Here is a 24,879-nt window from a genome sequence, read left to right as displayed (position 1 = left end):
AACATTAGCAGGAAGGCTAAGAGTCCTCAACTACATCGAAAGATTAGTTAGGGACAATATCACTTTGTTAGTATAGATTTAAGACTTAACTCATGAATAATTAACGGATGCTCGAAAGTATCGGTCCTTTTACTGATTTTGATTCCGCTGCCCATCATGTTCTAACTTTCCTTCGTCAACGATTAACTTTTGACCTTTGGGCAGTTACTCGGCGGGAAGAAAATGACTGGATAATGTTACAAGTGGAAGATCATGGTTATGGAGTGAAAGAGGGATCAGTATTTTGCTGGTCAGATTCCTTTTGTTCTCGCATGGTAGAAGGAGAGGGGCCTTGTATTCCACCAAACGTTAGCGCTGTTCAAGCCTATTTAGAAGCTCCTATTGGTAGGCAAGTATCCATTGGAGCCTATATTGGAATTCCCATTGTTCTAAGTGATGGTTCTCTGTTTGGAACTCTTTGTGCTATTAATACCCATTCAATGCCAGAGGCAATTACGGAAGAATTGCCCATGCTTCGGGTTTTGGCAAATCTTCTCTCGACTATTTTGGAAAATGAACTCAAAGGCAATGATCAACAGCGTCAAATTGAACGCATGGAAGCTGAAGCCATGAGTGATGTTCTCACTGAATTATATAATCGTCGGGGTTGGGAAAATTTATTGCAAGCAGAAGAACTTCGTTGTCAGCGCTATGGGCATCCTGCAGGGATAATTTATATTGACTTGGATAACTTAAAACCGATTAATGATACGAAAGGACACGCTGCAGGGGATAAATTAATTTATACTGCTGGCAAAACTATTAAATCTGCCCTCCGAGAACAGGATATTGTTGCCCGTGTCGGTGGGGATGAATTTGCAGTGTTAGCTGTGGAATGCAATCAACGACAAATTAAAGGTTTAGTGGATCGCATTACTAATGCTTTAGAACAAGAATCAATTGAGGCTTCTGTCGGTTATGCTGCCCGTCATTCCAGTGAAGGGCTATGGGTAGCCTGTGAAAAAGCTGATCAGAAGATGTATGAATGTAAGCGCGATCGCCCCCGCCAATCACGGGATAAGAAGGGGAAATAGTGGTTTAAGGCTTAATTTAATTTCCTCACTAACGATCGCGCGATCGTCGAGTGGGGGAATTTTTTTTTGAACTAGATGCAACGCAGAGAGGTAATGGATATAGAGACTATAACTATGAATTAACACGCCGTGAACGAGAATTTTATGAGGAGGAATAGTTAACATATGGAAGATGAACTACGGACAGAATATAACTTAAAGCGTTTAAAAGTTAGAAAATTAGGGCGAGACAGAAAAAGCCTTGGTCAAACAATTGTTCGATTAGACCCTGATGTTGCGGAAAAATTTCCTGATTCTAACTCCGTTAATGAAGCCTTGCGTTCATTGATAAGGGCCACGCAAGACTAAATGGCTAAAAAGTTAATACATTAATTAATTTTTTTTTAGAAAGTGCAATTGAAATAGCAAAACATTAAATTGCATCCCTAGAAATATAACTCCTAATATCTTCTTCAGAAATATCTTTACTAGGAACGATTCTGTAGTGCTTTTCTTGAACTACTTTGATTTCACTCTCTTCTAAAGTTAATTCAAAAAGGGCAATTAAGTAATTTTCCATAAATTGAGCAGATACTGAACGGCAGATTAAGTCAGGAAAAATTTGATCACAATAAGCAATGTCTTGTTTAGTTTGTATAACACTCAATTGATCATTGCCGACTTTAGCTTGTACTGGCAGAATAAAGTGTGATCCATTATTATTAATTCCTACATAAATTTCATCAATTTCTACTTGTCCAATATCTTTAACAGTAGTTCTTAAGTGATTTTGTAAGGAATATGCTGTAATTTGTAAGAAAATATCTATTAAACGATTATATCTAATCTTCGTAAGTAAAGATTGCTCGTCGCCTGATGAGTATCTTGTGATAATTTCAGGTGTTGCTTCAGGAACTTTAATGGAAATTAAATTATGATTAGGAGTAATCCGGTTCCTAGTAGATAAAGTAAAGCGATATTTCCCTTTTCCTACAGATTCTATTATCCATTCTAATCCTGAAGGTGCTGTATCTAATATCTCTTTAGGGAGAGGTCTTCGGAAGCGATAGCTATATAAAACATCACCAAGATTTTTAGGAGGACTAATATTTAGCTTGCTACACACTTCAGAAATCTCTTCCCGAGTAAATTCAAAATGCTCAAGACCTTCTTCATAATGATTACTAAAAATTTCTTTTATCACTTCATTATACATCCCTTTTTTATTATTGGTCATTGTTCTTGACACCTTGCTTATTTTTTCTAGTTCTGGGAGCAATAACATGAGGGCTAACTTTATAGAGTTGAGCCGCTTTTGACATCTCTAAACTTAATAAATTTTCTTCTCCTAAATCAGAGTAATCTGAAATTTGTAAAGGGATAACGCCTAAAACTTTGATAATTTCTTGGGCGACTGCTTTTGCTAAAAAAGGGGGAACTGAGTTGCCAATTTGTCGAAAACCGTGCCATTTTGTAACATGAAAGCGAAACCAGTCGGGATACGAATGCAACCTTGCAGCTTCGCGAACCGTAATACATCTGGGAAGATAAGGATGAATGGGACGGGGAGAGGTATAAGCGCCACGATTGCTGGCAGTTCCTGCTCTTAAAGTGTTACAAATCCCATCAGGATCAAGTTTATAAAACCGACTAATCGGTTCAGTTTTGCCAGGTGGAGTTTCAGCAAACCTTGCTCTTGATTTTTCGGTGTGTTGGGTTCTTAAACTAGCAGTTAAAAGACTCGAATCATAATTGCGAGGATAACTATAATCATTGCTCGCTTTTCCATTGTGTCGCAACTGATAGCTATAAGAACTGGGTTGACCAAACTCAGCTTTAACCGTATCTTGGGTTAATAATTCAGGGTAATTTTCAATGCTTGGTAAATCAATGAGTGCATCTTTTACTGTTGGACTATCAGGGTAATTACTATTTAATGATGTAACTTTCCCTTTCGCAGGTTTTGTTATGGGAGTGGGATAATTCGGAAGAACTTGATCTTGACGGCTTCCTAATAAAAATAAACGCTTGCGGTTTTGAGGAACGCCAAAGTTAGATGCATTCAAAACTTGGTAAGGCAGTTGGATATTATAACCATTTTTTTGAAAATTGGCGATCAATTCTTCTAATAATTGCTGTGATTTGCCAATCGCCATCCCCGCAACATTTTCCATGACAAAGTATTTTGGATTTAATTCTAAAACTAGCCTCAAAAAATGAAACACTAAGGCATTTCTGTCATCTTCTAAAACACGCTTTCCAATTAAAGAAAACCCTTGACAGGGAGGGCCACCACAAACCACATCAATTTCTTGGTCTTGAATTAAAGAAGATTGTCTAATGTCGTCTCCTGTCAGTTGTTGTACATCTTGACAAATGATTGACCAAAAGGGAAAGTTAAATTTATGGGCAGCACAGTGAATGGGATCAATATCCACTGAAGCCAGAACATCGAAACCTGCTTGTTCAAAGCCTAATGTCATTCCCCCAACGCCCGAAAATAAATCAACAGCGATCGCGCGTTTTTTTTTCCTTCTATTCATTCTTAACTAATACTATTTCCTTAATATTCGCGTTACGGTCACAAATAACAATCTTACCCAATCAGCGTGTAACTCTAGTTTTCAGTATCACTATCTTCACCACCTACTACCACATCTTTAATGCGTAAACTGGGGCCACCACAACCGACAGGTAAGCCACTTTGTCCGCCTTTTCCGCAGCCACCAGATTCATCCCAGTAAAAGTCATTGCCAATGGCTTCAATATTAGCAAGGGTCTTAAATACATTTCCAGAGAGGGTGACATCTCTGACAGGTTCAGCAATTTTTCCATCTCGAATCATCCAAGCCTCCCCAGCAGAAAAGGTAAACATTTCGCCGTTGGTCATGCCTCCTAGCCAATTTTTGGCATAAACCCCAAGAGGAATGTCTTGAAAGAGTTTTTCTACAGGAGTGTCTCCCCGTTCAATCCAAGTATTGGTCATGCGAACTAAAGGAGGATATTGATAGTCTAAACAACGGGCGTTACCAGTGGGACGTTCTTTTAATTTTCCTGCGGTTTCTCGGGAATGGAGTCGCCCGACTAAAATGCCGTTTTCAATAAGTTGAGTGGTGGTAGCAGGTGTTCCTTCGTCATCTACTTGATAGCTACCGCGATGCCCTTCTGGGGCTGCCCCATCAAAAATTTGTAGGGTTTCGGGACCAAATTGTCTCCCCATGGTCATTACTTCTTGCAAGTCGGGGTTTTCGTAGATCATGTCCGCTTCGGAGAGATGACCAAAGGCTTCGTGAACGAATAAGCCACTGAGAATGGGATCAATGACGACAGGATAGGTATCGCCCTTAATGGAGGGTAACGTGAGGGCGTTAACGGCTCTTTCGGCGGCGGTGATGATTTGTGTTTCTAGGTTAAGAAGGTCTTGCCATCCACGACGGGAGCCTGTGGTTTCTCGTCCCACTTGTACGGTTTCACTGTTTCGCGCGATCGCGCTGAATCTTGCTTCTAAGTCGGCAAAAGATTGTTCCACTAATGTTCCTTCTGATGTGGCAATGGTGACTTGTTGGGTAATATCACTATAACCGACGGTGGTACTGGTAATACGGGAATCATGGCTTTTTAAGATTTGATTGTAGTGATCACAAAGGGCTTTTTTCTCGGCAAGGGGAATATCTCGGGGATCACCTGCCGGGAGAGGGAGATAATAAGTGCCTTCTAAGGTGGGAATCGGGGCTAAACAAGTTTGTTTGGTTCCCACTAGCCTAGCTGCCGCGATCGCGTCTTCAATGCGTTCAGAAAGGGTTTCTAAGCGATTAAAACTGGCAAACCCCCAGCCCCCCCGATAACAGGCTCGTACTTGTCCGCCAATGTTGACTTCTTCACTGAGATTTTCAATTTTATCCCCCCTAAGGAGGATGTCAGTGCTTTCTGATTCTTCTAAGCGAATGAGTAAAAAGTCAGCGCGATCGCGATATTTTTGAATTAAATCAGCGAGTAGATTGCGATAGGATTTCATAAGTTATGATTTATTTTCTTTTTTATGAAAGCGAATGCCGAGAAAAATATCGTAAATAAAGCCGAAAAAGTCTTTCTTCCCTTCTAACAATCCTAACGACTGATAAGACTCTTTTGCATCCAATAAAGGTTTCATTTGATAATAAGCAGGTTGATATTTATACCAAGGAATCGAGGGCCAAAGATGATGCACTAAATGGTAATTTTGCCCACAGATGAGAAGATTGAGAATTTTACTGGGATAGACACGGGCATTTTTCCAGCGATCGCGCTCTTGAAAGGGACGATGAGGCAAGTAGTCAAAAAATAATCCTAACATCCAACCCACCACTAACGCCGCGGATAACCAATAATTAATCACATAATTAAAAAAGCCATATTGCAGGGATAAAAAAATCACTAATCCCAATAAGGAGCGACTAACAAACCATTCTAAAAGCTCGTAATTTTTCCACAACCGACGCTTAAAGAAATAAACCTCATGATAGAAAAATCGCACGGGAATCAGAAACAGTGGCCCCCCTGTAGAAACAAAATGGTCAGGATCATTTTTGGGATCATTAACATGAGCATGATGCTGTAAATGAACCCGAGTAAACACAGGAAATACAAACCCCAACATTAAGGCACTACCATGTCCCAAAATGGTATTAATTGCCCGATTACGATGCCCTGCGCGGTGAGATGCGTCATGGATAACTGTTCCTGCTAAATGCAAACACAAGACATTAATACAAAAACAAACCCAACCTTGCCAATGCCAAAGCCAGTAACCGCAATGAGACAAGATAAACATTGCCCAAGCCGCCATAAACATCCTGACATTGATATTCCAACCGCTATCAGGGTCAATATAATCTTTCGGTACTCTCAATGACTGTTGCATCTGCACCATTGTTTTATCGTCTCCTTTACCTTAAATCTAGATATTAATTTTTATTAAATGATCTCATTTTATTTATTGTCGCAAAAAACCGCTAAGATGCGGCGCAAAATTGATCAAATGCTTCTTTTTCCAAGAAATTTGCCTCCTTTAGAATGTCACATAAGCGATTCTCCCGTTCTAATAAGCAGGTGTGACCGCTATTAGGTAAAATTACCACTTGTGAGGCTGGAAATAAATGGCTTAATCGTTGCACTTCCTGTTGAGACGGTAACATCCGATCAGAAGCCCCTGCTAGCAATAAAACAGGACTGGTAACGGCTTCTAATCGTTTGGGATCAACCCTAAACTGATCTAGCAAAGAAATTCGGTAGTGAACTGTCTGCGGTGGCACTGATTTCATCGCATTTAACAACGCCCGACGATCCTCTGGTTCAATACGTCCCATGGCGGTTAAAAATGGCAAAATTAGCACTGTAGAAGAGCGATAAAGGGGTTCTGGCATTAAACCTGTGCCTACGGCCCCCCAGGCTAAAAAAGGGCGTTGATGAAAGGAAGAAGCAGGATTCACTAGAATAATCCGATCAAACAAGTTTGGGGCTTTCTCAATCACTCTTAATGCTAAACAGCCACCAAACGATTCTCCACAGAGATAAGTGGGCAAGTTTGGCTTTTGCGCTTGTTCTTGTCGTACTAAGTTAATGACATCTGTTGCTAGCTGATCCCAATTACTTTTGTTTGCAGGGGGAATAGCTAGAGAACGCAGATCAAAACACCTTTCTAGGGTTTCAGTTTGGGTGTGGATCAGTTCTCCTGTTCCGTCCATTCCTGGTAGAAAGACAAAGAGGGGATACTCAGGATGAGACACAGTTGGGGTAAAAAAATAAGGGTCAATTTGCTGATTCATTATTATGAGACTAATAACACCCTGCTTGTAAAAGGTGTTTAATTTCTTTTTGACAATAATCGGTAAGGTGAGAAACGCCTTCTATGGTTTGTTTTCCACGATAGTGATCTTGGAGTTTAGGAGTGATCCAGTAAGGACGACCGATGAGAAGATTCGCTCGTTGATAGACTACCATGGGATGTAATGACCATTGATTAAATAGGGTTTCAGAGGGGTCAAACCAGTATAAAAGTTTTAGGGGGATGGTTTGAGTCACTTGTTCTTCTTCTGAGGCGATCGCGATCGGTAACACCACTAAATTAGGCACTTTCGCCCGCAAAAGTAAATGAGCAAATCCCTCTTGAAAGGGTTTCATCTCTGTCGGTGCAGTTAAATCTACCATGGGATCTGCTCCTTCAGGAAACATGGCAAGCCAGCTATTTTGCTGTAACAGGGTAATGCTACGGCGTAAAAATGCTGTTCCTCGTTGTGAGGAGTTTTCTAAGGGAAAACAACCCAACATTTCCACAGCTTCTCTTAACACTGGTACTTCTCCCATATAGTGATGACAGACAGTACGCAGGGGATGATGTAATCCCACCATCAGCATCATCGGATCCATAAAGCTGCGATGATTACTCACCACTACCACTGCTGCTTTCTCAGGGATGCGATTTTCATAATAGACAAAAAGTTTTGTTCCCAAGGCTTGCAGAAACCCACGAGATAGATTAAGGGGTTGTTGATCGGACATTACATTTGATGAGAAAAGTAGCTCTACCTTAAAAAATCTTAACGTTTTATTTCAATCTTAAGCAATTATTTAATTATTCCCTGCACCTTTTGAATTGACGTTATCTGAAATATCTCTTAAAGTAGAACCATAAATTCTCAATTTTCGTTATAACTTTATTAAACATTGATTTTTGGAAATAAACCATCATAAGGAGAGGTAATAACCATGATAAATAGTAGCAATTACAAATTATAGAGAACAACATCAATCCCAAAAATGATTACCTTAATTATAAAAAAAATCTAAAAAATTATAAATTAGATCTAAAAAAGAATATAATAAAGTTTTAATATTTGTATGGAAGTAAAAGAACATCAAAAAAACTTCGCTTTAACCACGCCTTTATACTATGTCAATGATGTTCCGCACATTGGTAGTGCTTATACAACCATGGCAGCAGACGCGATCGCGCGGTTTAAGCGGTTAGAAGAAAATGCTGTCCTACTGATTACAGGAACAGACGAACACGGGCAAAAAATTCAGCGTACTGCTGAAGAAAAAGGACTCTCTCCTCAAGCCCAGTGCGATAAAATTGCCGCCAGCTTTGATACTTTGTGGCAAAAACTCAATATTCAATATGATCGCTTTAGTCGTACCACCGCCGAACGTCATGAAGCGATTGTGAAAGAATTTTTCCAACGAGTTTGGGACAATAATGATATTTATTTAGCCCAAAAACAAGGCTGGTACTGTGTTTCCTGTGAAGAATTTAAAGAAGAAAGAGAATTGGTCAATGGCGGTTACTGTCCCATCCATACCAATAAAAAAGCAGAATGGCGAGATGAAGAGAATTATTTCTTCCGTCTCTCCAAATATCAATCCCAACTGGAAGCCCTTTATGAAAAGAATCCCGACTTTATCCAGCCCAGTAGCCGCCGCAAGGAAGTGCTGAACTTTGTCCAACAGGGCTTACAAGACTTCTCCATTTCTCGTGTGAATCTTGATTGGGGCATTGAAGTTCCCCCGGACCCCAAGCATACTATTTACGTCTGGTTTGATGCCCTTTTAGGGTATGTTACCGCCCTTCTTGACCCTGATGACGAACCCACCCTTGAAAACGCCCTTTCCCGTTGGTGGCCCATTAATGTCCATCTTATTGGAAAAGATATTCTGCGCTTTCATGCTGTTTATTGGCCGGCGATGTTGATGTCTGCTGGTGTGACTCCCCCAGAAAAAGTGTTTGGGCATGGCTTCCTCACCAAAGATGGACACAAAATGGGAAAAAGTTTAGGCAATACCTTAGATCCGATTGCCCTTGTGGAACGTTATGGGGCAGATGCTGTACGCTATTACTTTCTGCGAGAAATTGAATTTGGGCAAGATGGGGACTTTAACGAAACTCGCTTTGTCAACGTTCTAAATTCCGATTTAGCCAATGACTTTGGTAACTTGTTAAATCGGACACTGAAAATGGCAAAGAAATACTGCAACAATGAAACCCCAAATCTGAAAGGTGAAGATATTGCTGAGGATCATCCCCTTAAACAAATTGGAGAAAATCTCAGCGATCGCGTAACCCTAGCCTATAACAACTTAAGTTTTAGTCAGGCTTGTAGCGAAATTATCCACCTTGTCAGCCGTAGTAACAAGTATATTGATGAACAAGCCCCTTGGAGTTTATACAAACAGGGGGAACAAAAACAGGTGGAAGAAGTCATCTACACTGTATTAGAATCAATCCGTTTGAGTGCCTATCTCCTCTCTCCCATCACACCCACTTTAAGTACTCAAATTTACCAACAAATTGGGTTTAATGTTGACTTCAACAACCCCACCTCTTTTCATCAAGAACTATCTTTTCAAACCCATAGATGTTGGGGAATTTTGCCACCCCTGCAACTATTAGGAAAAGCTAAGCCTGTATTTTTACGGTTAGAACTTCCTGAAGAAAATCCGTTATAGGCTTACAAATCCTTTAATTTTTGGGTAAGGTAGAGATAGATACTTTTTTCATAAATTCACTTTTTTTTCATAAACTGACTTTAATTAAATAAAAAACGAGGATATAAAATGCTGGAAAACTTTGATCACGATCCGGTATTTACACCGAAACAAATTTTAGAAAATCGTGGTCGGGTTGCGATATTTATTGATGGTTCTAATTTATTTTACGCTGCCTTGCAATTAGGCATAGAAATAGATTACACCAAATTATTATCTTGCCTGACCTCTGGTTCAAGACTATTAAGGTCTTTCTTTTACACCGGTGTTGATAGTACCAACGAAAAACAACAAGGATTTCTGCTGTGGATGCGTCGCAATGGCTATCGCGTCATTTCTAAAGATTTAGTACAGCTACCTGATGGTTCTAAAAAAGCTAATCTTGACGTAGAAATTGCAGTGGATATGATGGCGTTAGTCGGCGCTTATGATACTGCTATATTAGTTAGTGGGGATGGGGATTTAGCCTATGCTGTGGATGCTGTTAGCTATCGGGGTGCTAGGGTAGAAGTAGTAAGCTTACGTTCTATGACCAGTGACAGCTTAATTAACGTAGCTGATCGTTATATCGATCTCGATCAAATTCAAGAAGACATCCAAAAGCCACCAAAATCCAATCATCAACCTAGCCCGCACCCTCAACCCTATCGCACCTTACCGACTTTAATTTTTGATGAAGATTCTTCTGGAGCATAATTCCTTTCCAGCCCTAATTTTACCTCGGTTACTTGGTCATAAAGCCATAACTGGGGTGTTAATTGGGGTTTTTCTTTTGACAACTACTGCTTGTAACGGTAATAATAATCAACCCACTTCCCCTCCAGCAGAGGAAGATGCTGAGGAAGAAGTGATTGAAGAGAGATTAATTTTAGAGAATGCAACCCTTAATCAAGTGGATGAAGAAGGGAATAATCTTTGGCAACTGCAAGTAAATCGTGTGGTTTATCGGCAAGATGATCAAGACGCAGAATTAGAAACCGTTAGCGGTGAATTTTATCAGGATGGAGAAGTCTTTTTACAAATTGAGGCGAATCAAGGAAGAATTATTAATGATGGGGAACAAGTCAATTTAGAAGGAGAGGTAGTAGCTACTGATCCCCGTAATGAGGCGGTATTGAAATCGGAAGTGATCCAATGGTTGCCACAGGAAAACTTGCTAATTATTCCTGAAAAAATGACTGGGGATCATCCTCGCTTTAATGCTTCTGCAAATGAGGGAAAATACTATACTGATCGCGAAGAATTAGAATTAACGGGAAATGTCAAAGGAACATCCGAAGATCCGCCTCTGAATTTAGAAGGAGAACAGTTTAATTGGTTCGTTGCTGAAGACAGGGTAAAGAGTAATAAGCCTTTACAAGTAGAACGTTATGATCCTGAAACGGAAGAGATCAGCGATCGCGTTACTGCTAATTCTGGTAGCGTCAATCTTACCCAAAGAATTGTTTCTCTAGAAAACAATGTCGAATTTAACGCCACTGATCCCCCATTAGAAGCTAAGAGTAATGCTGTCACTTGGAATATAGAACGTAACCTAGTTAGCAGCACTCAACGCCTGCAATTATTGCATCGAGAGGATCGGATGAGACTAAGTGGTAATCAAGGGGAAATTAATTTAGACACCGAAATTGCAGAATTTGAAGGGAATGTCCGTGGCGTTAGCGAAGCCAATCAAGCGAAACTCTCTGCTAATCGGTTAACTTGGAATCTTCCTACCCAAGAAATGGAAGCGCAAGGAAATGTGGTTTATGAACAAAATGATCCTCCTATTACTAGCCGTGGTGAACAAGCCAGTGGCAATTTAAGCAAGGAAAATATGTCAGTGCGAGGAAGACAAGGGGAACAAGTAAGAACAGACTTTGTTCCATAGCTACCCCTTTGACACTCCGCCCTCCTAGAAGGAGGGGGATTCTTGGTTCTAACTTATAAACCTAGTTCATAAGACGACCGCCCTTGCTTTGACAAACAGTTTTCACCATCAGCCAAAGTAGAGGGGCAATCTCCCCAAGCGTTTATAGAGTCTAGCTCTAAACTTCCCGTATGCCCTACGGTAGCTAATCCTTTTCTTAGGATATTGATGGCAGCATTTTGATCTCGACACAATACCACACCACATTGACAACGATGAGTCCGTTCTGACAAAGACTTTTTGACAATTTGTCCACAGTTAGAACATTTTTGTGAAGTATAGTGTGGGGGTACTGCTATTGTTACCTTTCCGTATTTGTTACCAAAATACTCTAACCAACGACGGAAAGAAGACCAAGCTGCATCATTAATACTCTTAGCAAGTTTCCCGTTTCGCACAAGACCACTCACATTCAAGTCTTCATAGGCGACCAAATCGCTAGATTGGATAACACGGAGTGCTGTCTCTTTACAGAACTCTTTTCGCTGCCTACTTACTCTTAAATGTTTTCGTGCGTACCGATTCCTTGCCTTAAGGTAGTTATTAGATTGCTGTTGACCTTTACGAAATTTCTTGGATTTACGACGGTTGAGACGGTTTAGTTGTTTTTCCGACTTACGATAGTATTGTGGAATCTCAACTTGATTGCCATCCGAATTAACATAAAAGTATTTCAAACCAACATCTAGCCCAATGTTGTGTTTGGTTGGCGGTAATTCAGTTAATACCAAATTCGATAAGTCTTCTTTGACAACAAACTGAACGTAATAACCATCTGCACGGCGGACTAGATGAACTCGTTTGATTTGTTCTAGATCAATACGATGTAAATCCCAACCACCCTTCATCTTCAGAGAACCAATCCCTTTTTTGTCTGTAAACTTAATTCGCTTGCGGTTTTTAGATATTTTCCAACCACTGGTTTTATAAGTTAATGAACGGAGATTCTTTTTGAACTTAGGATAACCCTTTTTCCCAGACTTACCTTTTTGACAGTTGTCGTAAAAACGAACAATGGATGTCCAAGCTCTTTCTACTGCTGTCTGACAAGCATGGGAATTAAGTTCTTTAACAAACTTATGTTCTGAACGAAGATGAGTATTAAATCTATAAAGGTCTTTTTGTCCAACGCCATAATGATCCATCCAATAGCGAAGACATTTATTTCGCACGAACTGAGAAGTACGAATAGCCTCGTCTATAGCATGATATTGAGTTTTATTACCTTTTAATTTGAACTCTAGGACAAACATTTTTGACGTTGAATTGTCGGGTAGGTCAGGGAGATTGCTCTCCCCCTCCCCCCTCAGAACCGTACGTGCGACTTTCACCGCATACGGCTCAAGCAAACACAGACCATATTAGGCTGTCTTCGTACTTGCCGAGGTTAGACCTCTCACGCTTACGTTTACCGTAAGGTATTTAACTTTTAACGCGACATTGAAGGCTTTCCGATTAACCGTTCAAGTTACTGGTTCACCCGTGCTTAAGTTAGCTCCTCTTTCGAGTGGGGCAAATTTTGAACCCCTATCCGCCAAGTTATACCCCGAAGGGCTTTCCTTTTGCTTTCACAGGTCTTGCTAGTTACTCCCTTGGGTTCATCGGTTAATTCCGATAAGGGCGCGACAACATTCTGTCAACTATCCCCTTTGAAAGGGTATCCAAGGGAAACCGCTCGAATCAGCAGACGGCATTCGCTTTTTAAGCTGTCCTATACTCACTGGGGATATGTATCTTCCTTGCGGTTGACCTACTGGGAAGTACCCAGACCCCATTTTCGGTCAATGCTTAAAAGTTCTAGCGAGAAAGATTCATTAACTCTTTTGGAGACGCAAGGAGATCAATCGCCACAAAGAAGATTTTATTTTGAGGACTGAGTAAGAATCGCCAAGCAATATTCATGCCTACATTTGCCCCAAACCAAGGTGTTTGCACTTTTCCTGTTACCTTAACTTGAGTGTAACCTTCATCGGCAGGTTCTGATACCCCTTGTTCTGGTAATAATTTCAGATTTTGGCATTCTTCTCGGAAGAAACGGTAAATGTTATTTTTACCAATAATGGGTCGTCGGAACGGTGGTTGTAATGCTCCCTCTTCTTCAAAAAGTTCGATGAGGGCATCAAAGTCATTGGCATTCAGGTAATTCATATAATTGAGAATCGTGGCATTTGTAACCCCATTAATGCTGACTTCTGTCCGTTCTGACATTTCTTTTGGTGGTTCTACGGGTTCAGTGACACGGGTATAATTGCCTAGTTTACTGGCATCTACCCCCATATCAAGCACAGCATTCCGCAAAACAGTAATTTGCTGTCCACTTTCTAAGTTACGAATATCTTGTAAAACAGAAGAAGCATTAGCTGACATTTTATAGTCTTTGGGAATCGGTGCTACAATTCCTTGTTCCATCCATTCCCCTAGCTGATACCAGAAGCCTAACTTAACATTAGGACTCCAAGTGCCATAAGCACGACTAATTTCTGTATCAGCACGGTTAACTAAGTCGCACATGGCTTGGGTTTGTTCCAAGAAACTCATCTTCTTAATTTGGTCAAGAGTTCTTTCGGCGAACATCATGTTTGCCGCCCCAGGAGCTGCAATAGTAATCGTTTTACCCATCTCCTTGTAAGCAAACCAAATCAGGGCTAGTTGATCTTCGGCATTGAGTTGATTAAAACGCGCGATCGTTGCGGGAACTGCATCAGCAGTGCGAGTTTCTGGGAAAATGCCACGAGCAGACTCGATACTAAAAGGCATGGGATTGCTCCTTATGGAAGTTGAACTACCTTAGGCATAACATGGATAGAATATTTTGGTAATTAAAAATTGTAATCATAATCATTAATTAAAGAAACTTGATAAAAATTTAGAAACCGAAGCGCAAGAGTAAGGTGCTACTGAGAAGCCAAGGGGGACAGGTAAGAACAGACTTTGTTCCCTAACTACTTAGATGAAGAATAAGAGGCTACAGTTTTGACATAAAGGACATACATTAGGGCTAATATTTGCAAAGGGATAATCATCAGATACCCCCTAACTACCATCGGGAAATTTAGTTGAGAGAATGTGGTAAAGTAAGTTGCGCCACCTAACGCACATAAAACCATTAAAAAAGTTTTTTGTTGCTTCCTAGATACAGTTTTTCCTAGGATATTTAAGTCTTTCATCCCTTACTACAACCATCCTTTTTTGTTATCAATGTAGGTTTCCTGAAATTCTTGATCGCTTTTAATTAAATACATAATTCCTTCCACTAAACCAATTACTCCCATGACAATTCCACCAAAACCACAAGTAACCAGAGTAACTACTAACATAATAATTCCCTCTGTATTGTAGCCCAGTAAAAATTTATGAACCCCTAATGAACCTAATAAAATTCCTAAAATCCCCGCTGCAATTTTTTTACTGCTGATATCACTTGAGTTGGTCATTATTACTCCTTCCTATTAAGATATACTAAACAACGATGTTACAAGATTAGTAAATTATTATAAATCCTCACTAAAAATTTTTCAAGACTTATTTGTGATCGCGACATAAAACTTTAATGCAAGCAAGAGATAAGTATTCTGTTACCTTTAAAACCATGCTTTGCGATTATCAATATAAATTTGCTTAAACTCTTCGTCAGTTTTCGTCAAGTAAATAATGCCTTCCACTAAACCAATAATTTCAAAGACAATAAACCCAATACCACAAGTTAAAAAACTGATCACTAGTGTAATAATTCCTTCTGTATTATAGCCAAGAATAAACTTATGGATCCCTAAGCCCCCAAGTACAATTCCTAAGACTCCAGCAGCGACTTTTTTGCTACTAGCATCACTAGAATTAGTCATAGTTTCAACCTCTTTTCATTTTTTACCAATAACCAAGCATTCAAAATATTTGCCCTAGGGGCGATTGGGAAAAGCTAATAGCTAATTCTCCAGACTGCCATAAGCTATATAAGCGAACAGAATGATATGCTAAAACAGCGCCAATGAAAGTAAATTGAAAGCGACGCTTGGATAATAACTTAGTATAAAATGTTGTTACACGACGGCGCAAGAGTAATTCTAAAATCAGATGAAGGCAAACGAGAATTAATGCTAAAAATAAAATTAAACCAAATAAATGGTAATCAAGAGCTTGTTGAATATTATTATGAGCAACTGATATAAAAGAGCGTGTTAACCCACAACTTGGACAGGGAATTCCTGTGGTGGCAAGAAACAGACATTTGAAGGGAGAACTGGCTTCAGTGTAACCAAAAAAATAAGACCCAATCAAAGGAGATGTGCAGATACTAAGGCTAAAGCAACGTGTATAGAGTCCTGTTTTATTTAAGGGAGAATTTATTTTTAGCATAACTTCAACAATAGTAGTAGTTCTCTAAGTGACCATGAGTTCTCATTGCTCGCTAGTTAGGGTAAAGAACAGAATTTTCGTTCTCGTTCCACTTCAGGAAATTGCCAAGAATAAGCAAAATGACTAATTCCTGTTACTTGTGGGACTTGGCGACGAATTGCCTCCATTTGGGCTTCTAAGGGCGGACGATCGCGCCTTGAAGTTCCCCAATCTCCAGCTAAAGCAGGGATCAGTTCCATATTATTCGGCAGAGAATTGCGAGTCCGTTTCACTAAATCGACAATACAATTAGTTTGATTACAGGTGGCATAAGCCATAGGATGCCATTGTGTGACATCTCTAAATTGAGTCCAAGGTTGTAAGCGAGAATCAAATCCTTGTTGCCCCACTACTTGATTGGCATCGGCAAAAAATACAGCCCCTGTAGGAATCCCTTCTGCTTCTACCTGATCAACTGCATCAGAGACAAACTCTAATACTCCTTGGGCGGCATGAGCCACACTGAGATACCATAACTGTTGTTGCCATAAATTTCGACGAGCATCAACACTCATATTTTTTTCGGCTTCTTCATCAACATTACGTCCTTGCCAAAGAGGGAAGTCATCACCCATGTCATCTACCCTCTCCACATCATTACGGCTAATATAACCATTGCCGAGATAACGTTGAATGAGAAAGCGTCCTTGTTCGTTAGAGGCTCGATCTAACAAAGTATTGAAAGAGGCATCGCTGTAAATCCAGAGATTTTTAACCCCACTTACTACTGATCGCGCTCCTGTGCTACGGGGATAACGAATATAGTCAAATAATACCCCATCTGGTTGCCGTTTTAAGACCTCGGAAAGCATTTGGGAATATTGTTGCTTTGCTTGCCGATTATAAGGATCAATGAAGGCTTGCGAGGTTTCTCCACTTTCAGAGAGACTATTTTCACCAAAGCCATTTTCCACTAATACAGAAGAGTTACTGTTCCTTTGACCATAAGAATAGCCAAAGTTCATGCCAAATAGCCAAGCATATACTTTTAAGTTACGTTCATGTCCCTTTTCAATTACTTCTGCTAGTAAATCAGTCTCTTCTACCGAGGGCGATCTCAAAACTGAACGCCAAACCGTATTATTTTCACTTTGAGGGAGTAAAACTTGACTGTTATAAAACGTTTCCACATAAACTTGGTTATACCCTGAATCAACAATCTGATCTAACACCTGTTCTAAGCGACCAGACTTAGTATCACAAGGGTAAAGTCTCAGCCAAAGTGTTTGCTTTTGGGGCCAAGTTTCTTCTCGACAGCGAGTTAATTCTTCCGCGTGTTTTTGGACAATTTCTTGATACTCTTCTAGGGCTTGATTATCGCCATTAAAAGCCTTTTCTCTAAGTTCCTCTTTTTGCGCGATCGCGCTTTCTTCAAACCGACAGTAATTATTTCTTTGCGCTGCACTCGCAGGAGAAAAATAGGCATTACTACCAACAATTAATCCTGTTGTTAAAACAGCAATAATAGTTAATTTTAGAAAACCAGACAGGGAAGTTAAGAAAGCAAAACCTTTGAACACTTTAATCTTCATATCAATTCAAAAATATAGAACTTAAACAAATGTATTTTTCCTTAACTGCCCTGCCAGATATTGTAGCCAATTTTTTAAGGCAACCACTTAAACATCTTCTCGTCGTAAAGCCCGTTCCACTTGCTCAAACTCTTGTGAAACTCGTTCTTTAACTTTTTCAGGAATGGGACGAGTGGCATAAGCAGATGTATAGTAATTAGCTAGGGCATTTAACACTGTTTGCATTGTGGTAAAAGAACGCGAACCAGCAACGCTTTCATCCCGACGATATCGAGCAGCATAGTCATTAATTTGCTTACGCGCTTGTTTACGAATTTCCTCTCTATCAGGAGCATCTACCGGGGTATTGAGCGTAGTCCGTAAGGTTTCTATTACCGTTAAGGTATCTTGACGATAATTGCCAGTTAAACCTGTATCGGCACCACTACATCCTGCTATCCCAACCACACTAATTACTGCCACTAATGTTAACGTCAGTAAGCGCTTAAGCATTGATTTTATAACCATAGTTCTTTCTCAAATTTATTTTCTGTAGCAAGATTCTACCATTTTTTCTTCATTGATCTATTGCTTCTCCTTACTAATGCTCGCTTTCCCCAGAAACTTAATTCCCTCTGAATTGGTCTCAAAACGATAGGGGAGTATCGCCACTCCTTCGGCTTTAGCTTGATCAAATAACTGGGCGTATTGAGGATCAGCACTTTCTCCTGGGGCAAAACTCATACAATCGCTACGATTAATAAAATAAAGCATCATGGGTTGAGCGACGGGTAAGAGACTAATTAGTTCCCGTAGATGTTTTTGTCCTCGGGTTGTTACGGTATCTGGAAATAAAGCGGTTGTTCCTTGCGCCCAAGTGACATTTTTTACTTCTAAGTAAATCGGTTTTTCTTCTACACCTGTTAATAAAAAATCAATGCGACTTTTATTATCACTTCCATAACGAACTTCTGGACGAACAGTCTCATAACAATGAGCTAAATCAGGCAACAGATGATTTTCTAAAGCCCACTTAATCACCCGATTGGGCAAATTAGTATTAATTCCCACCCAAGTAGGAATGGTATCATTTACCTCAATTGCTTCCCAAGTATAAGGATGTTTTCGCTTTTTATTCTCACTATAAGAAACTAGCACAGGACTACCCGGCGTACAGACTCCTGTCATTGGGCCGGTATTGGGACAATGGGCTGTAATCACTTCTCCTGAAGCCAATTTAATGTCAGCTAAAAACCGTTTGTAGCGTTTAATTAATGTTCCTTGAATTCGTGAAGGATAGGGATAAACTAGGGGTGAACTCATTTAATAAAGGTGGTTCTAGGGAACTATGATATTTTAATAGTAAAGTGTTTTGTCCTTTGTCAACCAATGACCAATTACTACTGCTTTTTCATCATTTGGTAGAAACTGTATTAATAAGAAGAAGAAATCAGATGATGTTTTAGGGCAAAACTCACTAACTCAGCACGGTTATTGGTATCAGTTTTGCGTAAGAGACTACTCACATATTTTTCCACAGTACGAGAACTAAGATAAAGTTTCTCTCCCATTTCTGTATTAGACAGTCCTTGGGTAAGCAATTCTAATACTTCCTTTTCTCGTTGCGTAAAGTGGTAATCTTCCTCTTGTTCTGAAGGCATAGAAGCCGTTGTGGTCTGATCTTGCTGTTCGGATTGGACTAGCTGCGATCGCGCTAATAAATTATGAATCACTGCCCCTAACTCTTCCATTTCAAAAGGCTTTGGTAAATAAACATCGCAGCCAGCTTGATAGCCTTGAATCCGATCAGCCGTGCTTCCCCGTTGGGTTAAAAAGATGACTGGAATTAAGTGAAACTCAGGACGTTCTCTCACCTCCTGAATTAACTCATAGCCATCTTTACGAGGCATCTTAATATCAGCAACAATTAAGTGAGGATGATATGCTTTTAATTTCTCTAGCGCTTCTTCCCCATTTTTGGCTGTAACTACATGATACCCCGAAAGCTGTAAATAGTCTCGTACAGCCATTTGAATCCCAGGATCATCTTCCGCTAATAAAATTAGTAGGGGCATAAATGTTTTTGAATAGCACTTAAAATTTTTGATATTGCCTCTATCTTAATACCGTTTGATTAGTCATTAGTCATTAGTCTTGGTTTACAAACAATGAAGGACAGAGGACAAGGGACAAACAAGCAACGTTCGGATATCCCTACTTAGTCAAGACTTAGCACTCAGGAAAAGAGAGTGCTAAATTGTCTATTGATGGACGACGACAATTAAGAATTACCACAATGCCTAAAATTGTATCTTTTAACGAAAAAGCAAGACGTTCTCTAGAAAAGGGCGTTGATGCTGTCGCTGATGCGATTCGGATTACCCTTGGTCCAAAAGGACGCAATGTTTTATTAGAAAAGCAATATGGCGCACCCCAAATTGTTAATGATGGGGTAACTGCTGTTAAAGAAATTGAACTAGAAGATCCCTTAGAAAATACAGGCGCACGCCTCATTCAAGAAGTTGCCTCTAAAACCAACGATATTGCAGGGGATGGCACAACCACTGCCACAGTTCTTGCCCAAGCCATGATTCGGGAAGGACTGAAAAATGTAGCAGCTGGTTCCAACCCTGTAGCCGTGCGTCGTGGTATCGAAAAAACTGTTAACTATTTAGTAGAAGAAATTGCCAATGTTGCTAAACCCGTAGAAGGAGACGCGATCGCGCAAGTAGCAACGGTTTCGGCAGGTAACGATGAAGAAGTCGGTAAAATGATTGCCGAAGCCATGGAAAAAGTGACCAAAGACGGGGTAATCACCGTTGAAGAATCCACCTCCCTCGCCACAGAAGTGGATATTGTCGAAGGGATGGAAATTGATCGCGGCTATCTTTCTCCCTACTTTATCACCGACCAAGAACGGCAAATGGTCGAGTTTGAAAATCCCCGAATTCTCATCACCGATAAGAAAATTAGTTCCATCCAAGAATTAGTCCCCATCTTGGAACAAGTTTCTAAAGAAGGACAGCCCTTTTTAATTATTGCCGAAGATATTGAAGGGGAAGCCCTTGCCACCCTCGTTGTGAATAAAGCACGGGGCGTTCTCAATGTTTCTGCGATTAAAGCCCCCGGTTTCGGCGAGCGTCGCAAACAAATGCTACAAGATATCGCCGTTCTCACTGGTGGACAACTCATTTCCGAAGATGTGGGCTTAACTATCGACTCAGTTTCTCTCGATATGTTGGGAACTGCCCGTCGCGTCTCCATTAGCAAAGACAACACCATCATTGTTGCTGAAAAAGATGGGAACAAGGGAGATATTGAAAAACGAGTTGCCCAACTTCGCAAACAACTTGCAGAAACCGATTCTGAATACGACAAAGAAAAACTCCAAGAACGCATTGCCAAACTTGCTGGTGGCGTTGGTGTAATTAAAGTCGGTGCAGCCACCGAAACTGAACTGAAAGAACGCAAGCTACGCATTGAAGACGCACTGAATGCCACCCAAGCTGCGGTAGAAGAAGGAATTGTTCCAGGCGGTGGAACAACGTTGATCCACTTAGCGAAAAAAGTCTCTGAATTCAGAAACCAATTAAGCCACCCCGAAGAACAAATTGGGGCCTCCCTTGTTGCTAAAGCCTTAGAAGCTCCCTTGTCTCAAATGGCAACTAATGCTGGTGTTGAAGGATCTGTCATCGTTGAAAATGTCCGCGATGCTGAATTTAACACTGGCTACAATGCCCTTACTGGTGAATATCAAGACATGATTGCTGCCGGTATCATTGACCCTGCAAAAGTGGTTCGTTCTGCCGTGCAAAATGCTGGTTCCATTGCTGGCATGATCATTACCACTGAAGCCCTCGTGGTAGAAGAACCCCAAGAAGAAGAAGCCGCTGCTGACCCATCTGGCGGCATGGGCGGCATGGGCGGCATGGGCGGTATGGGCGGTATGGGAGGCATGGGAGGTATGGGCATGATGTAAGCCCCTCCCTGCTTCTCTTAACCGCTCTCTCCACAGTCTGTCTTCTAGGCAGGCTGTTTTTTTAAAGGAAAGATCACAGTGATGATGCTATTAATTAACAAGCGTCGGATATTGCCAGCGCCCTAAAGCCCCCAAAATGACAATAACCCCTAAAAGGATTCCCCAGTTTAAAAGTAAGGGATAACTATTGGCTTCTCCAACTAACATTAAGCCTCGTAGGGCATCAATAGTGTAAGTCAGGGGATTAATGAGGGCAAATGCTTGTAGCCAAGGGGGCATCATTTCAAGGGGATAAATGGCATTACTGGTAAAAAAGAGGGGTAGAGTTAAAAATTGAGCAATCCCAAGAAATCCCTCCTGCGTTTTACCAATACAGACAACTAAAAGGGAAAAGGTAGAAAATAGAACTGTTGCTAGTAAAATCGTTATAACAACCCCGATCAAGGCTAGAGGATTCCAATTGAGGGTAACACCTAAAGGAATTGCCAGAGCATAGATAATGAAAGACTGGACAAGGGTGCGAAGGGTATTTCCTACCCCTTTACCAATGACGAGAGATAGCCGTGGCGTGGGACTCACTAATAATTTTTGCAATAATCCTAAATCCCGTTCCGAAAGAATGATTAAACCACTAAAGATGGTTAGAAATAGCAAACTCTGCCCGACAATTCCGGGGGTAAGATAGTCGAGATAAGAAAACTCTCCAGTAGGGATTGCTTCAAAACGAGAAAATACTTGCCCAAAAACCCCTAGCCAAACAATGGGCTGGGCGGCGCGAGTAAATAACTGTTTGGGATCATGGCGAATTTTACGGGCTTCAATTTCAGTAACCACAAGGGTTTTTTCCAAAAACTCACCAATAGAATGAATCGATCTTTTAGCCCAGTCGGCGGGCCGTGCTTCTCGTTTGGGAAATGTCACGATAATTACCTCTAGCTTCTAAATTGTCTCCTGTATAATGAATAAAAACGCGATCGAGGGTTGCTTCAGGTTCAGAAATAGAGGCTTTTAGCTCATTAGGAGAACCCATAGCCACTAGACGACCATAGTGCATAATGCCAACGCGATCGCAGAGATAATCGGCTTCTTCCATAAAATGGGTCGTTAGAAAAATTGTTGTTCCTAATTGAGTGCGAATTTTCTTTAATAATTCCCATAAGGCATTTCTGGCGACAGGATCTAATCCCACAGTAGGTTCATCCATAAAAAGCACTGCTGGCTGATGCAGCAAAGCCTGAGCAATTTCTAACCGTCGAATCATCCCACCAGAATAACGTTTTACCAGTTGTCGGGAAGCATCTTCTAAGGCAACATAAGCAAGGGCTTCACCAATACGAGTCTTTTGTTGCTGACGAGGAACATTATAAAGTTTAGCCACCATCAATAGGTTTTCATAGCCAGTGAGGCTACCATCCACCGATAAAGATTGGGGAACATAGCCAATCAGTTGTCGGACTTGAGCAGGATTTTGGGTTAAATTGCAATGTTTAATTTTAACCTCTCCGGAGGTAACAGGGAGTAGTGTAGTAAGCATTTTAATGGTGGTACTTTTCCCTGCACCATTAGGGCCCAGTAAACCAAAAATTTCTCCAGCTTCTACAACTAAATTAAGAGAATCAACGGCAACTGCACTTTTAAAGCGTCGCGTTAGCTGTTGTATTTCGACAATGCCCATATTAAAGTTCTAATAGTTACAAAGTGGCTAATGATTCAATTCTTTTATTTTAATTTTAAATAGCTAAAAATGGTTTCAACAGATAGTTTAAATTCAGGCAATATGCTTAAATATGGTAAAATATCATTATGATTTTGATATGCTTTAGGTTGCTGTTCTGGGAAAAAAGTCATAACTAATTTTTCATCAGGATCAATTAGCCATCCCAATTCTGAGCCTTGATCTAAACAAAATAAAATGTTATTAATAACCCGAGTAGAACTTTGCTCAGGAGATAGAATTTCAATTGTCCAATTTGGGGCAATATTAAATGTATTTTCAATTTCTCCTGCTTCATTGATGGGAATTTTATCCCAAGTAAAAACTGTAATATCAGGAACAATTGATCGCCCGCTAAAGGTACAACGCAATTCAGTAAAAGCACTTGCTAAACCTTGTCCCTCGGCAACTTGATTAATTTCAGTTGCTAAACGAGTTTGTAAGCGACTATGCTTTCCGTTTGGCATGGACTTCTGATAAATTTTACCATCAATATATTCCTGTGCTGGTTTAGTTTCTGGAAGTTTAAGGAACTCTTCTAGGGAAAGTTGCGATTGAGTTTGACTTGACAGCATAGGCTTTTTTTTTACATCCTTTTCCATTAAAATAGCCAATAAAAACACTCAGATATTTTTATGTCCTTTTAGGCAGAAAATAGATAATAATCCTCGTTTTCTTAGGCTGGCAAGGGTGTGAACTTTTTTGTTAGGGGCAAGGTTGTTTCATTCTCAGGGTTAAAAATGAAAGTAATCGCCTGAACCACTTACATAGTAGGGCAATCGCGATTATTTTTTCTGATTTATAGTGATTCCAAATAAAAAACAGCAACCTAAAAGTAGTGGGAGCATCTTGCTCCCTAGTAGCAGCCAAGATGGCTGCACTACGGAACTGAATTGGAACGACTATAATTTCTTCTTAAGGTGTTGTTTCACCATCCGCCTATCTTCCCACCTGAGGGCAATTTCAGGAGAATGCCCCCCTGTTTGTTATGGGAGCAACTGCTGGTTTACGGTTGGAGTCAGTGGCTCAAGGTTTCGCAGGAGCAAGAATGGCAAGCCACTAGATTATTCCCGCCTTAAGTAATAATTAACTGAATTCTCCAGTGATTTCTTTAACTACTTCTTCACCCACTCCCAACTCTTCTAATACGACAATCGGGTTCGGTCGAGCATCAATATTGATATCTTTTACTAATACCTGATCCTGAGCAATGAGTTCTCCTGTTCTGACATGACGACTCGTCGGTTCATTGGGAGCTTTAACAATAATCTTGGTTTCATTACCAATTCTTACGGCTCCCTGAACTTCTACTGCCTGTGCTAGCTCTGGTTTAATTTCTTCAACAGGTTCTTCAACTGTTTCTTCAGCAGGTTGTTCTTCGGGTTCTTCAGCAGGTTGTTCTTCGGGTTGCGCTCTGGTTACATTTTCAGGAGAAACAGGGAAAAAAGCAAATGGATCTTGACGTTGTTCTCCTGGAGATTCCCCTCGTTCCCTAACAAAGTCTTCTGGATCAGTGGCTCCTTGTAAGCCTCTAACATTCGCAACTGGACGCTCAATTTCTGTTACTTCATCATCTTCATCATCATTCTCTGGAGCAGGAGTCGTGGTTTCTGTTATTTCATCATCAGGCTCAGTTTCTCCCCCGAATGGTAGTAAATCACAACCCCCTAAGAAAAAACTCACAATTAAAAAGAAAGTTAATAAATGTAATTTTTGCATTGCAATTGATTCCCCTTCCACTAATAACTAATTCTATTTTAAGGGGTTATGATGAATCTTCGGTAAGCGATTCTTATCAAAAA

25 protein-coding genes are annotated in these 24,879 nt (G+C 40.4%); 6 read left to right on the top strand and 19 right to left on the bottom strand.

Features of this window, described 5'->3' with window-relative positions; all coding sequences use genetic code 11:
• The first annotated feature begins 107 nt into the window (after positions 1–107).
• A complete protein-coding gene (locus FRE64_RS13195; protein WP_146296652.1) occupies positions 108–1,073 on the top strand; it encodes a sensor domain-containing diguanylate cyclase in 966 nt (321 codons plus the stop codon).
• A 165-nt stretch (positions 1,074–1,238) separates the two neighbouring features.
• Entirely contained in the window at positions 1,239–1,421 is a 183-nt protein-coding gene (locus tag FRE64_RS13190) for a hypothetical protein (RefSeq protein WP_146296651.1), read from the top strand.
• A gap of 64 nt (positions 1,422–1,485) precedes the next feature.
• Here FRE64_RS13190 and FRE64_RS13185 read toward each other — a convergent pair whose 3' ends face one another.
• From FRE64_RS13185 to FRE64_RS13160, 6 genes are all read right to left on the bottom strand, one after another.
• Complete coding sequence (locus FRE64_RS13185; protein WP_146296650.1) at positions 1,486–2,289, bottom strand: endonuclease; 804 nt, start codon at positions 2,287–2,289, stop codon at positions 1,486–1,488.
• Positions 2,279–3,595 (bottom strand): DNA cytosine methyltransferase, encoded by a 1,317-nt coding sequence (locus tag FRE64_RS13180; protein WP_146296649.1) that lies wholly within the window; start codon positions 3,593–3,595, stop codon positions 2,279–2,281. The genes FRE64_RS13185 and FRE64_RS13180 overlap by 11 nt, the downstream gene beginning before the upstream one ends.
• Before the next feature lie 74 nt (positions 3,596–3,669).
• A complete protein-coding gene (locus FRE64_RS13175) occupies positions 3,670–5,067 on the bottom strand; it encodes a TldD/PmbA family protein (RefSeq protein WP_146296648.1) in 1,398 nt (465 codons plus the stop codon).
• A 3-nt stretch (positions 5,068–5,070) separates the two neighbouring features.
• Positions 5,071–5,961: a beta-carotene hydroxylase gene (gene crtR, locus FRE64_RS13170; RefSeq protein WP_146296647.1), complete on the bottom strand. Its 891-nt coding sequence runs from the start codon at positions 5,959–5,961 to the stop codon at positions 5,071–5,073.
• 82 nt (positions 5,962–6,043) lie between these two features.
• On the bottom strand, positions 6,044–6,856 hold the full coding sequence (locus tag FRE64_RS13165; RefSeq protein WP_146296646.1) for an alpha/beta fold hydrolase: 813 nt from the start codon (positions 6,854–6,856) through the stop codon (positions 6,044–6,046).
• A gap of 10 nt (positions 6,857–6,866) precedes the next feature.
• Positions 6,867–7,589 carry a lysophospholipid acyltransferase family protein gene (locus FRE64_RS13160; RefSeq protein ID WP_146296645.1) on the bottom strand — a complete coding sequence of 241 codons (723 nt, stop codon included), beginning with the start codon at positions 7,587–7,589 and terminating at the stop codon, positions 6,867–6,869.
• Positions 7,590–7,928: 339 nt separating this feature from the next.
• Between FRE64_RS13160 and metG the strand changes: the two genes are divergently transcribed.
• The 3 genes from metG to lptC all read left to right on the top strand — a co-directional run bounded on the left by metG (position 7,929) and on the right by lptC (position 11,442).
• A complete protein-coding gene (gene metG / locus FRE64_RS13155; RefSeq protein WP_146296644.1) occupies positions 7,929–9,533 on the top strand; it encodes a methionine--tRNA ligase in 1,605 nt (534 codons plus the stop codon).
• A gap of 108 nt (positions 9,534–9,641) precedes the next feature.
• Entirely contained in the window at positions 9,642–10,268 is a 627-nt protein-coding gene (locus FRE64_RS13150) for a LabA-like NYN domain-containing protein (protein WP_146296643.1), read from the top strand.
• Entirely contained in the window at positions 10,246–11,442 is a 1,197-nt protein-coding gene (lptC, locus tag FRE64_RS13145; protein ID WP_146296642.1) for an LPS export ABC transporter periplasmic protein LptC, read from the top strand. Before FRE64_RS13150 ends, lptC begins: the two co-directional genes overlap by 23 nt.
• A 53-nt stretch (positions 11,443–11,495) precedes the next feature.
• Here the strand turns inward: lptC and FRE64_RS13140 are convergent, their stop codons facing one another.
• The 9 genes from FRE64_RS13140 to FRE64_RS13100 form a co-directional block, all read right to left on the bottom strand.
• Complete coding sequence (locus FRE64_RS13140) at positions 11,496–12,734, bottom strand: RNA-guided endonuclease InsQ/TnpB family protein (protein ID WP_146296641.1); 1,239 nt, start codon at positions 12,732–12,734, stop codon at positions 11,496–11,498.
• Positions 12,735–13,278: 544 nt separating this feature from the next.
• Entirely contained in the window at positions 13,279–14,238 is a 960-nt protein-coding gene (locus tag FRE64_RS13135) for an orange carotenoid-binding protein (protein ID WP_146296640.1), read from the bottom strand.
• A gap of 416 nt (positions 14,239–14,654) precedes the next feature.
• Positions 14,655–14,915 (bottom strand): TM2 domain-containing protein, encoded by a 261-nt coding sequence (locus FRE64_RS13130; RefSeq protein ID WP_146296639.1) that lies wholly within the window; start codon positions 14,913–14,915, stop codon positions 14,655–14,657.
• Between the two features lie 147 nt (positions 14,916–15,062).
• Positions 15,063–15,323, bottom strand: coding sequence for a TM2 domain-containing protein (locus FRE64_RS13125; RefSeq protein ID WP_146296638.1), 261 nt, complete (start codon positions 15,321–15,323; stop codon positions 15,063–15,065).
• Positions 15,324–15,363: 40 nt separating this feature from the next.
• Complete coding sequence (locus FRE64_RS13120) at positions 15,364–15,834, bottom strand: DUF2752 domain-containing protein (protein WP_146296637.1); 471 nt, start codon at positions 15,832–15,834, stop codon at positions 15,364–15,366.
• Between the two features lie 56 nt (positions 15,835–15,890).
• Entirely contained in the window at positions 15,891–17,405 is a 1,515-nt protein-coding gene (locus FRE64_RS13115) for a family 10 glycosylhydrolase (protein ID WP_146296636.1), read from the bottom strand.
• Between the two features lie 87 nt (positions 17,406–17,492).
• A complete protein-coding gene (psb27, locus tag FRE64_RS13110; RefSeq protein WP_146296635.1) occupies positions 17,493–17,912 on the bottom strand; it encodes a photosystem II protein Psb27 in 420 nt (139 codons plus the stop codon).
• 57 nt (positions 17,913–17,969) lie between these two features.
• A complete protein-coding gene (gene sfsA, locus FRE64_RS13105; protein WP_146296634.1) occupies positions 17,970–18,707 on the bottom strand; it encodes a DNA/RNA nuclease SfsA in 738 nt (245 codons plus the stop codon).
• Positions 18,708–18,817: 110 nt separating this feature from the next.
• Positions 18,818–19,459 carry a response regulator transcription factor gene (locus FRE64_RS13100; protein ID WP_146296633.1) on the bottom strand — a complete coding sequence of 214 codons (642 nt, stop codon included), beginning with the start codon at positions 19,457–19,459 and terminating at the stop codon, positions 18,818–18,820.
• A gap of 221 nt (positions 19,460–19,680) precedes the next feature.
• Here FRE64_RS13100 and groL point away from each other — a divergent pair, with 221 nt between their 5' ends.
• Positions 19,681–21,363, top strand: coding sequence for a chaperonin GroEL (gene groL, locus FRE64_RS13095; protein WP_146296632.1), 1,683 nt, complete (start codon positions 19,681–19,683; stop codon positions 21,361–21,363).
• A gap of 90 nt (positions 21,364–21,453) precedes the next feature.
• Here groL and FRE64_RS13090 read toward each other — a convergent pair whose 3' ends face one another.
• The 4 genes from FRE64_RS13090 to FRE64_RS13075 all read right to left on the bottom strand — a co-directional run bounded on the left by FRE64_RS13090 (position 21,454) and on the right by FRE64_RS13075 (position 24,796).
• A complete protein-coding gene (locus FRE64_RS13090; RefSeq protein WP_222597827.1) occupies positions 21,454–22,284 on the bottom strand; it encodes an ABC transporter permease in 831 nt (276 codons plus the stop codon).
• Positions 22,241–23,038, bottom strand: coding sequence for an ABC transporter ATP-binding protein (locus FRE64_RS13085; protein ID WP_146296631.1), 798 nt, complete (start codon positions 23,036–23,038; stop codon positions 22,241–22,243). The genes FRE64_RS13090 and FRE64_RS13085 overlap by 44 nt, the downstream gene beginning before the upstream one ends.
• Before the next feature lie 44 nt (positions 23,039–23,082).
• Entirely contained in the window at positions 23,083–23,652 is a 570-nt protein-coding gene (locus FRE64_RS13080; RefSeq protein ID WP_146296630.1) for a Uma2 family endonuclease, read from the bottom strand.
• A 511-nt stretch (positions 23,653–24,163) separates the two neighbouring features.
• Positions 24,164–24,796 carry a hypothetical protein gene (locus FRE64_RS13075; protein ID WP_146296629.1) on the bottom strand — a complete coding sequence of 211 codons (633 nt, stop codon included), beginning with the start codon at positions 24,794–24,796 and terminating at the stop codon, positions 24,164–24,166.
• Positions 24,797–24,879 lie beyond the last annotated feature (83 nt).

The organism is Euhalothece natronophila Z-M001 (assembly GCF_007904085.1).
In the GTDB taxonomy this organism is placed as follows: domain Bacteria; phylum Cyanobacteriota; class Cyanobacteriia; order Cyanobacteriales; family Rubidibacteraceae; genus Halothece; species Halothece natronophila.
Note: the sequence above shows the minus strand (reverse complement) of the source record. Positions and strands in the feature narration are given on the sequence as shown.

Coding starts and splice junctions, on each gene's coding strand:
- FRE64_RS13075 (WP_146296629.1), bottom strand. CDS start 24,796: ATGCAAAAATTACATTTATTAACTTTCTTTTTAATTGTGAGTTTTTTC.
- FRE64_RS13180 (WP_146296649.1), bottom strand. CDS start 3,595: ATGAATAGAAGGAAAAAAAAACGCGCGATCGCTGTTGATTTATTTTCG.
- FRE64_RS13185 (WP_146296650.1), bottom strand. CDS start 2,289: ATGACCAATAATAAAAAAGGGATGTATAATGAAGTGATAAAAGAAATT.
- FRE64_RS13160 (WP_146296645.1), bottom strand. CDS start 7,589: ATGTCCGATCAACAACCCCTTAATCTATCTCGTGGGTTTCTGCAAGCC.
- FRE64_RS13125 (WP_146296638.1), bottom strand. CDS start 15,323: ATGACTAATTCTAGTGATGCTAGTAGCAAAAAAGTCGCTGCTGGAGTC.
- groL (WP_146296632.1), top strand. CDS start 19,681: ATGCCTAAAATTGTATCTTTTAACGAAAAAGCAAGACGTTCTCTAGAA.
- FRE64_RS13150 (WP_146296643.1), top strand. CDS start 9,642: ATGCTGGAAAACTTTGATCACGATCCGGTATTTACACCGAAACAAATT.
- crtR (WP_146296647.1), bottom strand. CDS start 5,961: ATGGTGCAGATGCAACAGTCATTGAGAGTACCGAAAGATTATATTGAC.
- FRE64_RS13085 (WP_146296631.1), bottom strand. CDS start 23,038: ATGGGCATTGTCGAAATACAACAGCTAACGCGACGCTTTAAAAGTGCA.
- FRE64_RS13140 (WP_146296641.1), bottom strand. CDS start 12,734: ATGTTTGTCCTAGAGTTCAAATTAAAAGGTAATAAAACTCAATATCAT.
- FRE64_RS13165 (WP_146296646.1), bottom strand. CDS start 6,856: ATGAATCAGCAAATTGACCCTTATTTTTTTACCCCAACTGTGTCTCAT.
- FRE64_RS13135 (WP_146296640.1), bottom strand. CDS start 14,238: ATGCCTTTTAGTATCGAGTCTGCTCGTGGCATTTTCCCAGAAACTCGC.
- FRE64_RS13120 (WP_146296637.1), bottom strand. CDS start 15,834: ATGCTAAAAATAAATTCTCCCTTAAATAAAACAGGACTCTATACACGT.
- psb27 (WP_146296635.1), bottom strand. CDS start 17,912: ATGGTTATAAAATCAATGCTTAAGCGCTTACTGACGTTAACATTAGTG.
- FRE64_RS13195 (WP_146296652.1), top strand. CDS start 108: ATGCTCGAAAGTATCGGTCCTTTTACTGATTTTGATTCCGCTGCCCAT.
- lptC (WP_146296642.1), top strand. CDS start 10,246: ATGAAGATTCTTCTGGAGCATAATTCCTTTCCAGCCCTAATTTTACCT.
- FRE64_RS13115 (WP_146296636.1), bottom strand. CDS start 17,405: ATGAAGATTAAAGTGTTCAAAGGTTTTGCTTTCTTAACTTCCCTGTCT.
- metG (WP_146296644.1), top strand. CDS start 7,929: ATGGAAGTAAAAGAACATCAAAAAAACTTCGCTTTAACCACGCCTTTA.
- FRE64_RS13190 (WP_146296651.1), top strand. CDS start 1,239: ATGGAAGATGAACTACGGACAGAATATAACTTAAAGCGTTTAAAAGTT.
- FRE64_RS13130 (WP_146296639.1), bottom strand. CDS start 14,915: ATGACCAACTCAAGTGATATCAGCAGTAAAAAAATTGCAGCGGGGATT.
- FRE64_RS13080 (WP_146296630.1), bottom strand. CDS start 23,652: ATGCTGTCAAGTCAAACTCAATCGCAACTTTCCCTAGAAGAGTTCCTT.
- FRE64_RS13175 (WP_146296648.1), bottom strand. CDS start 5,067: ATGAAATCCTATCGCAATCTACTCGCTGATTTAATTCAAAAATATCGC.
- sfsA (WP_146296634.1), bottom strand. CDS start 18,707: ATGAGTTCACCCCTAGTTTATCCCTATCCTTCACGAATTCAAGGAACA.
- FRE64_RS13100 (WP_146296633.1), bottom strand. CDS start 19,459: ATGCCCCTACTAATTTTATTAGCGGAAGATGATCCTGGGATTCAAATG.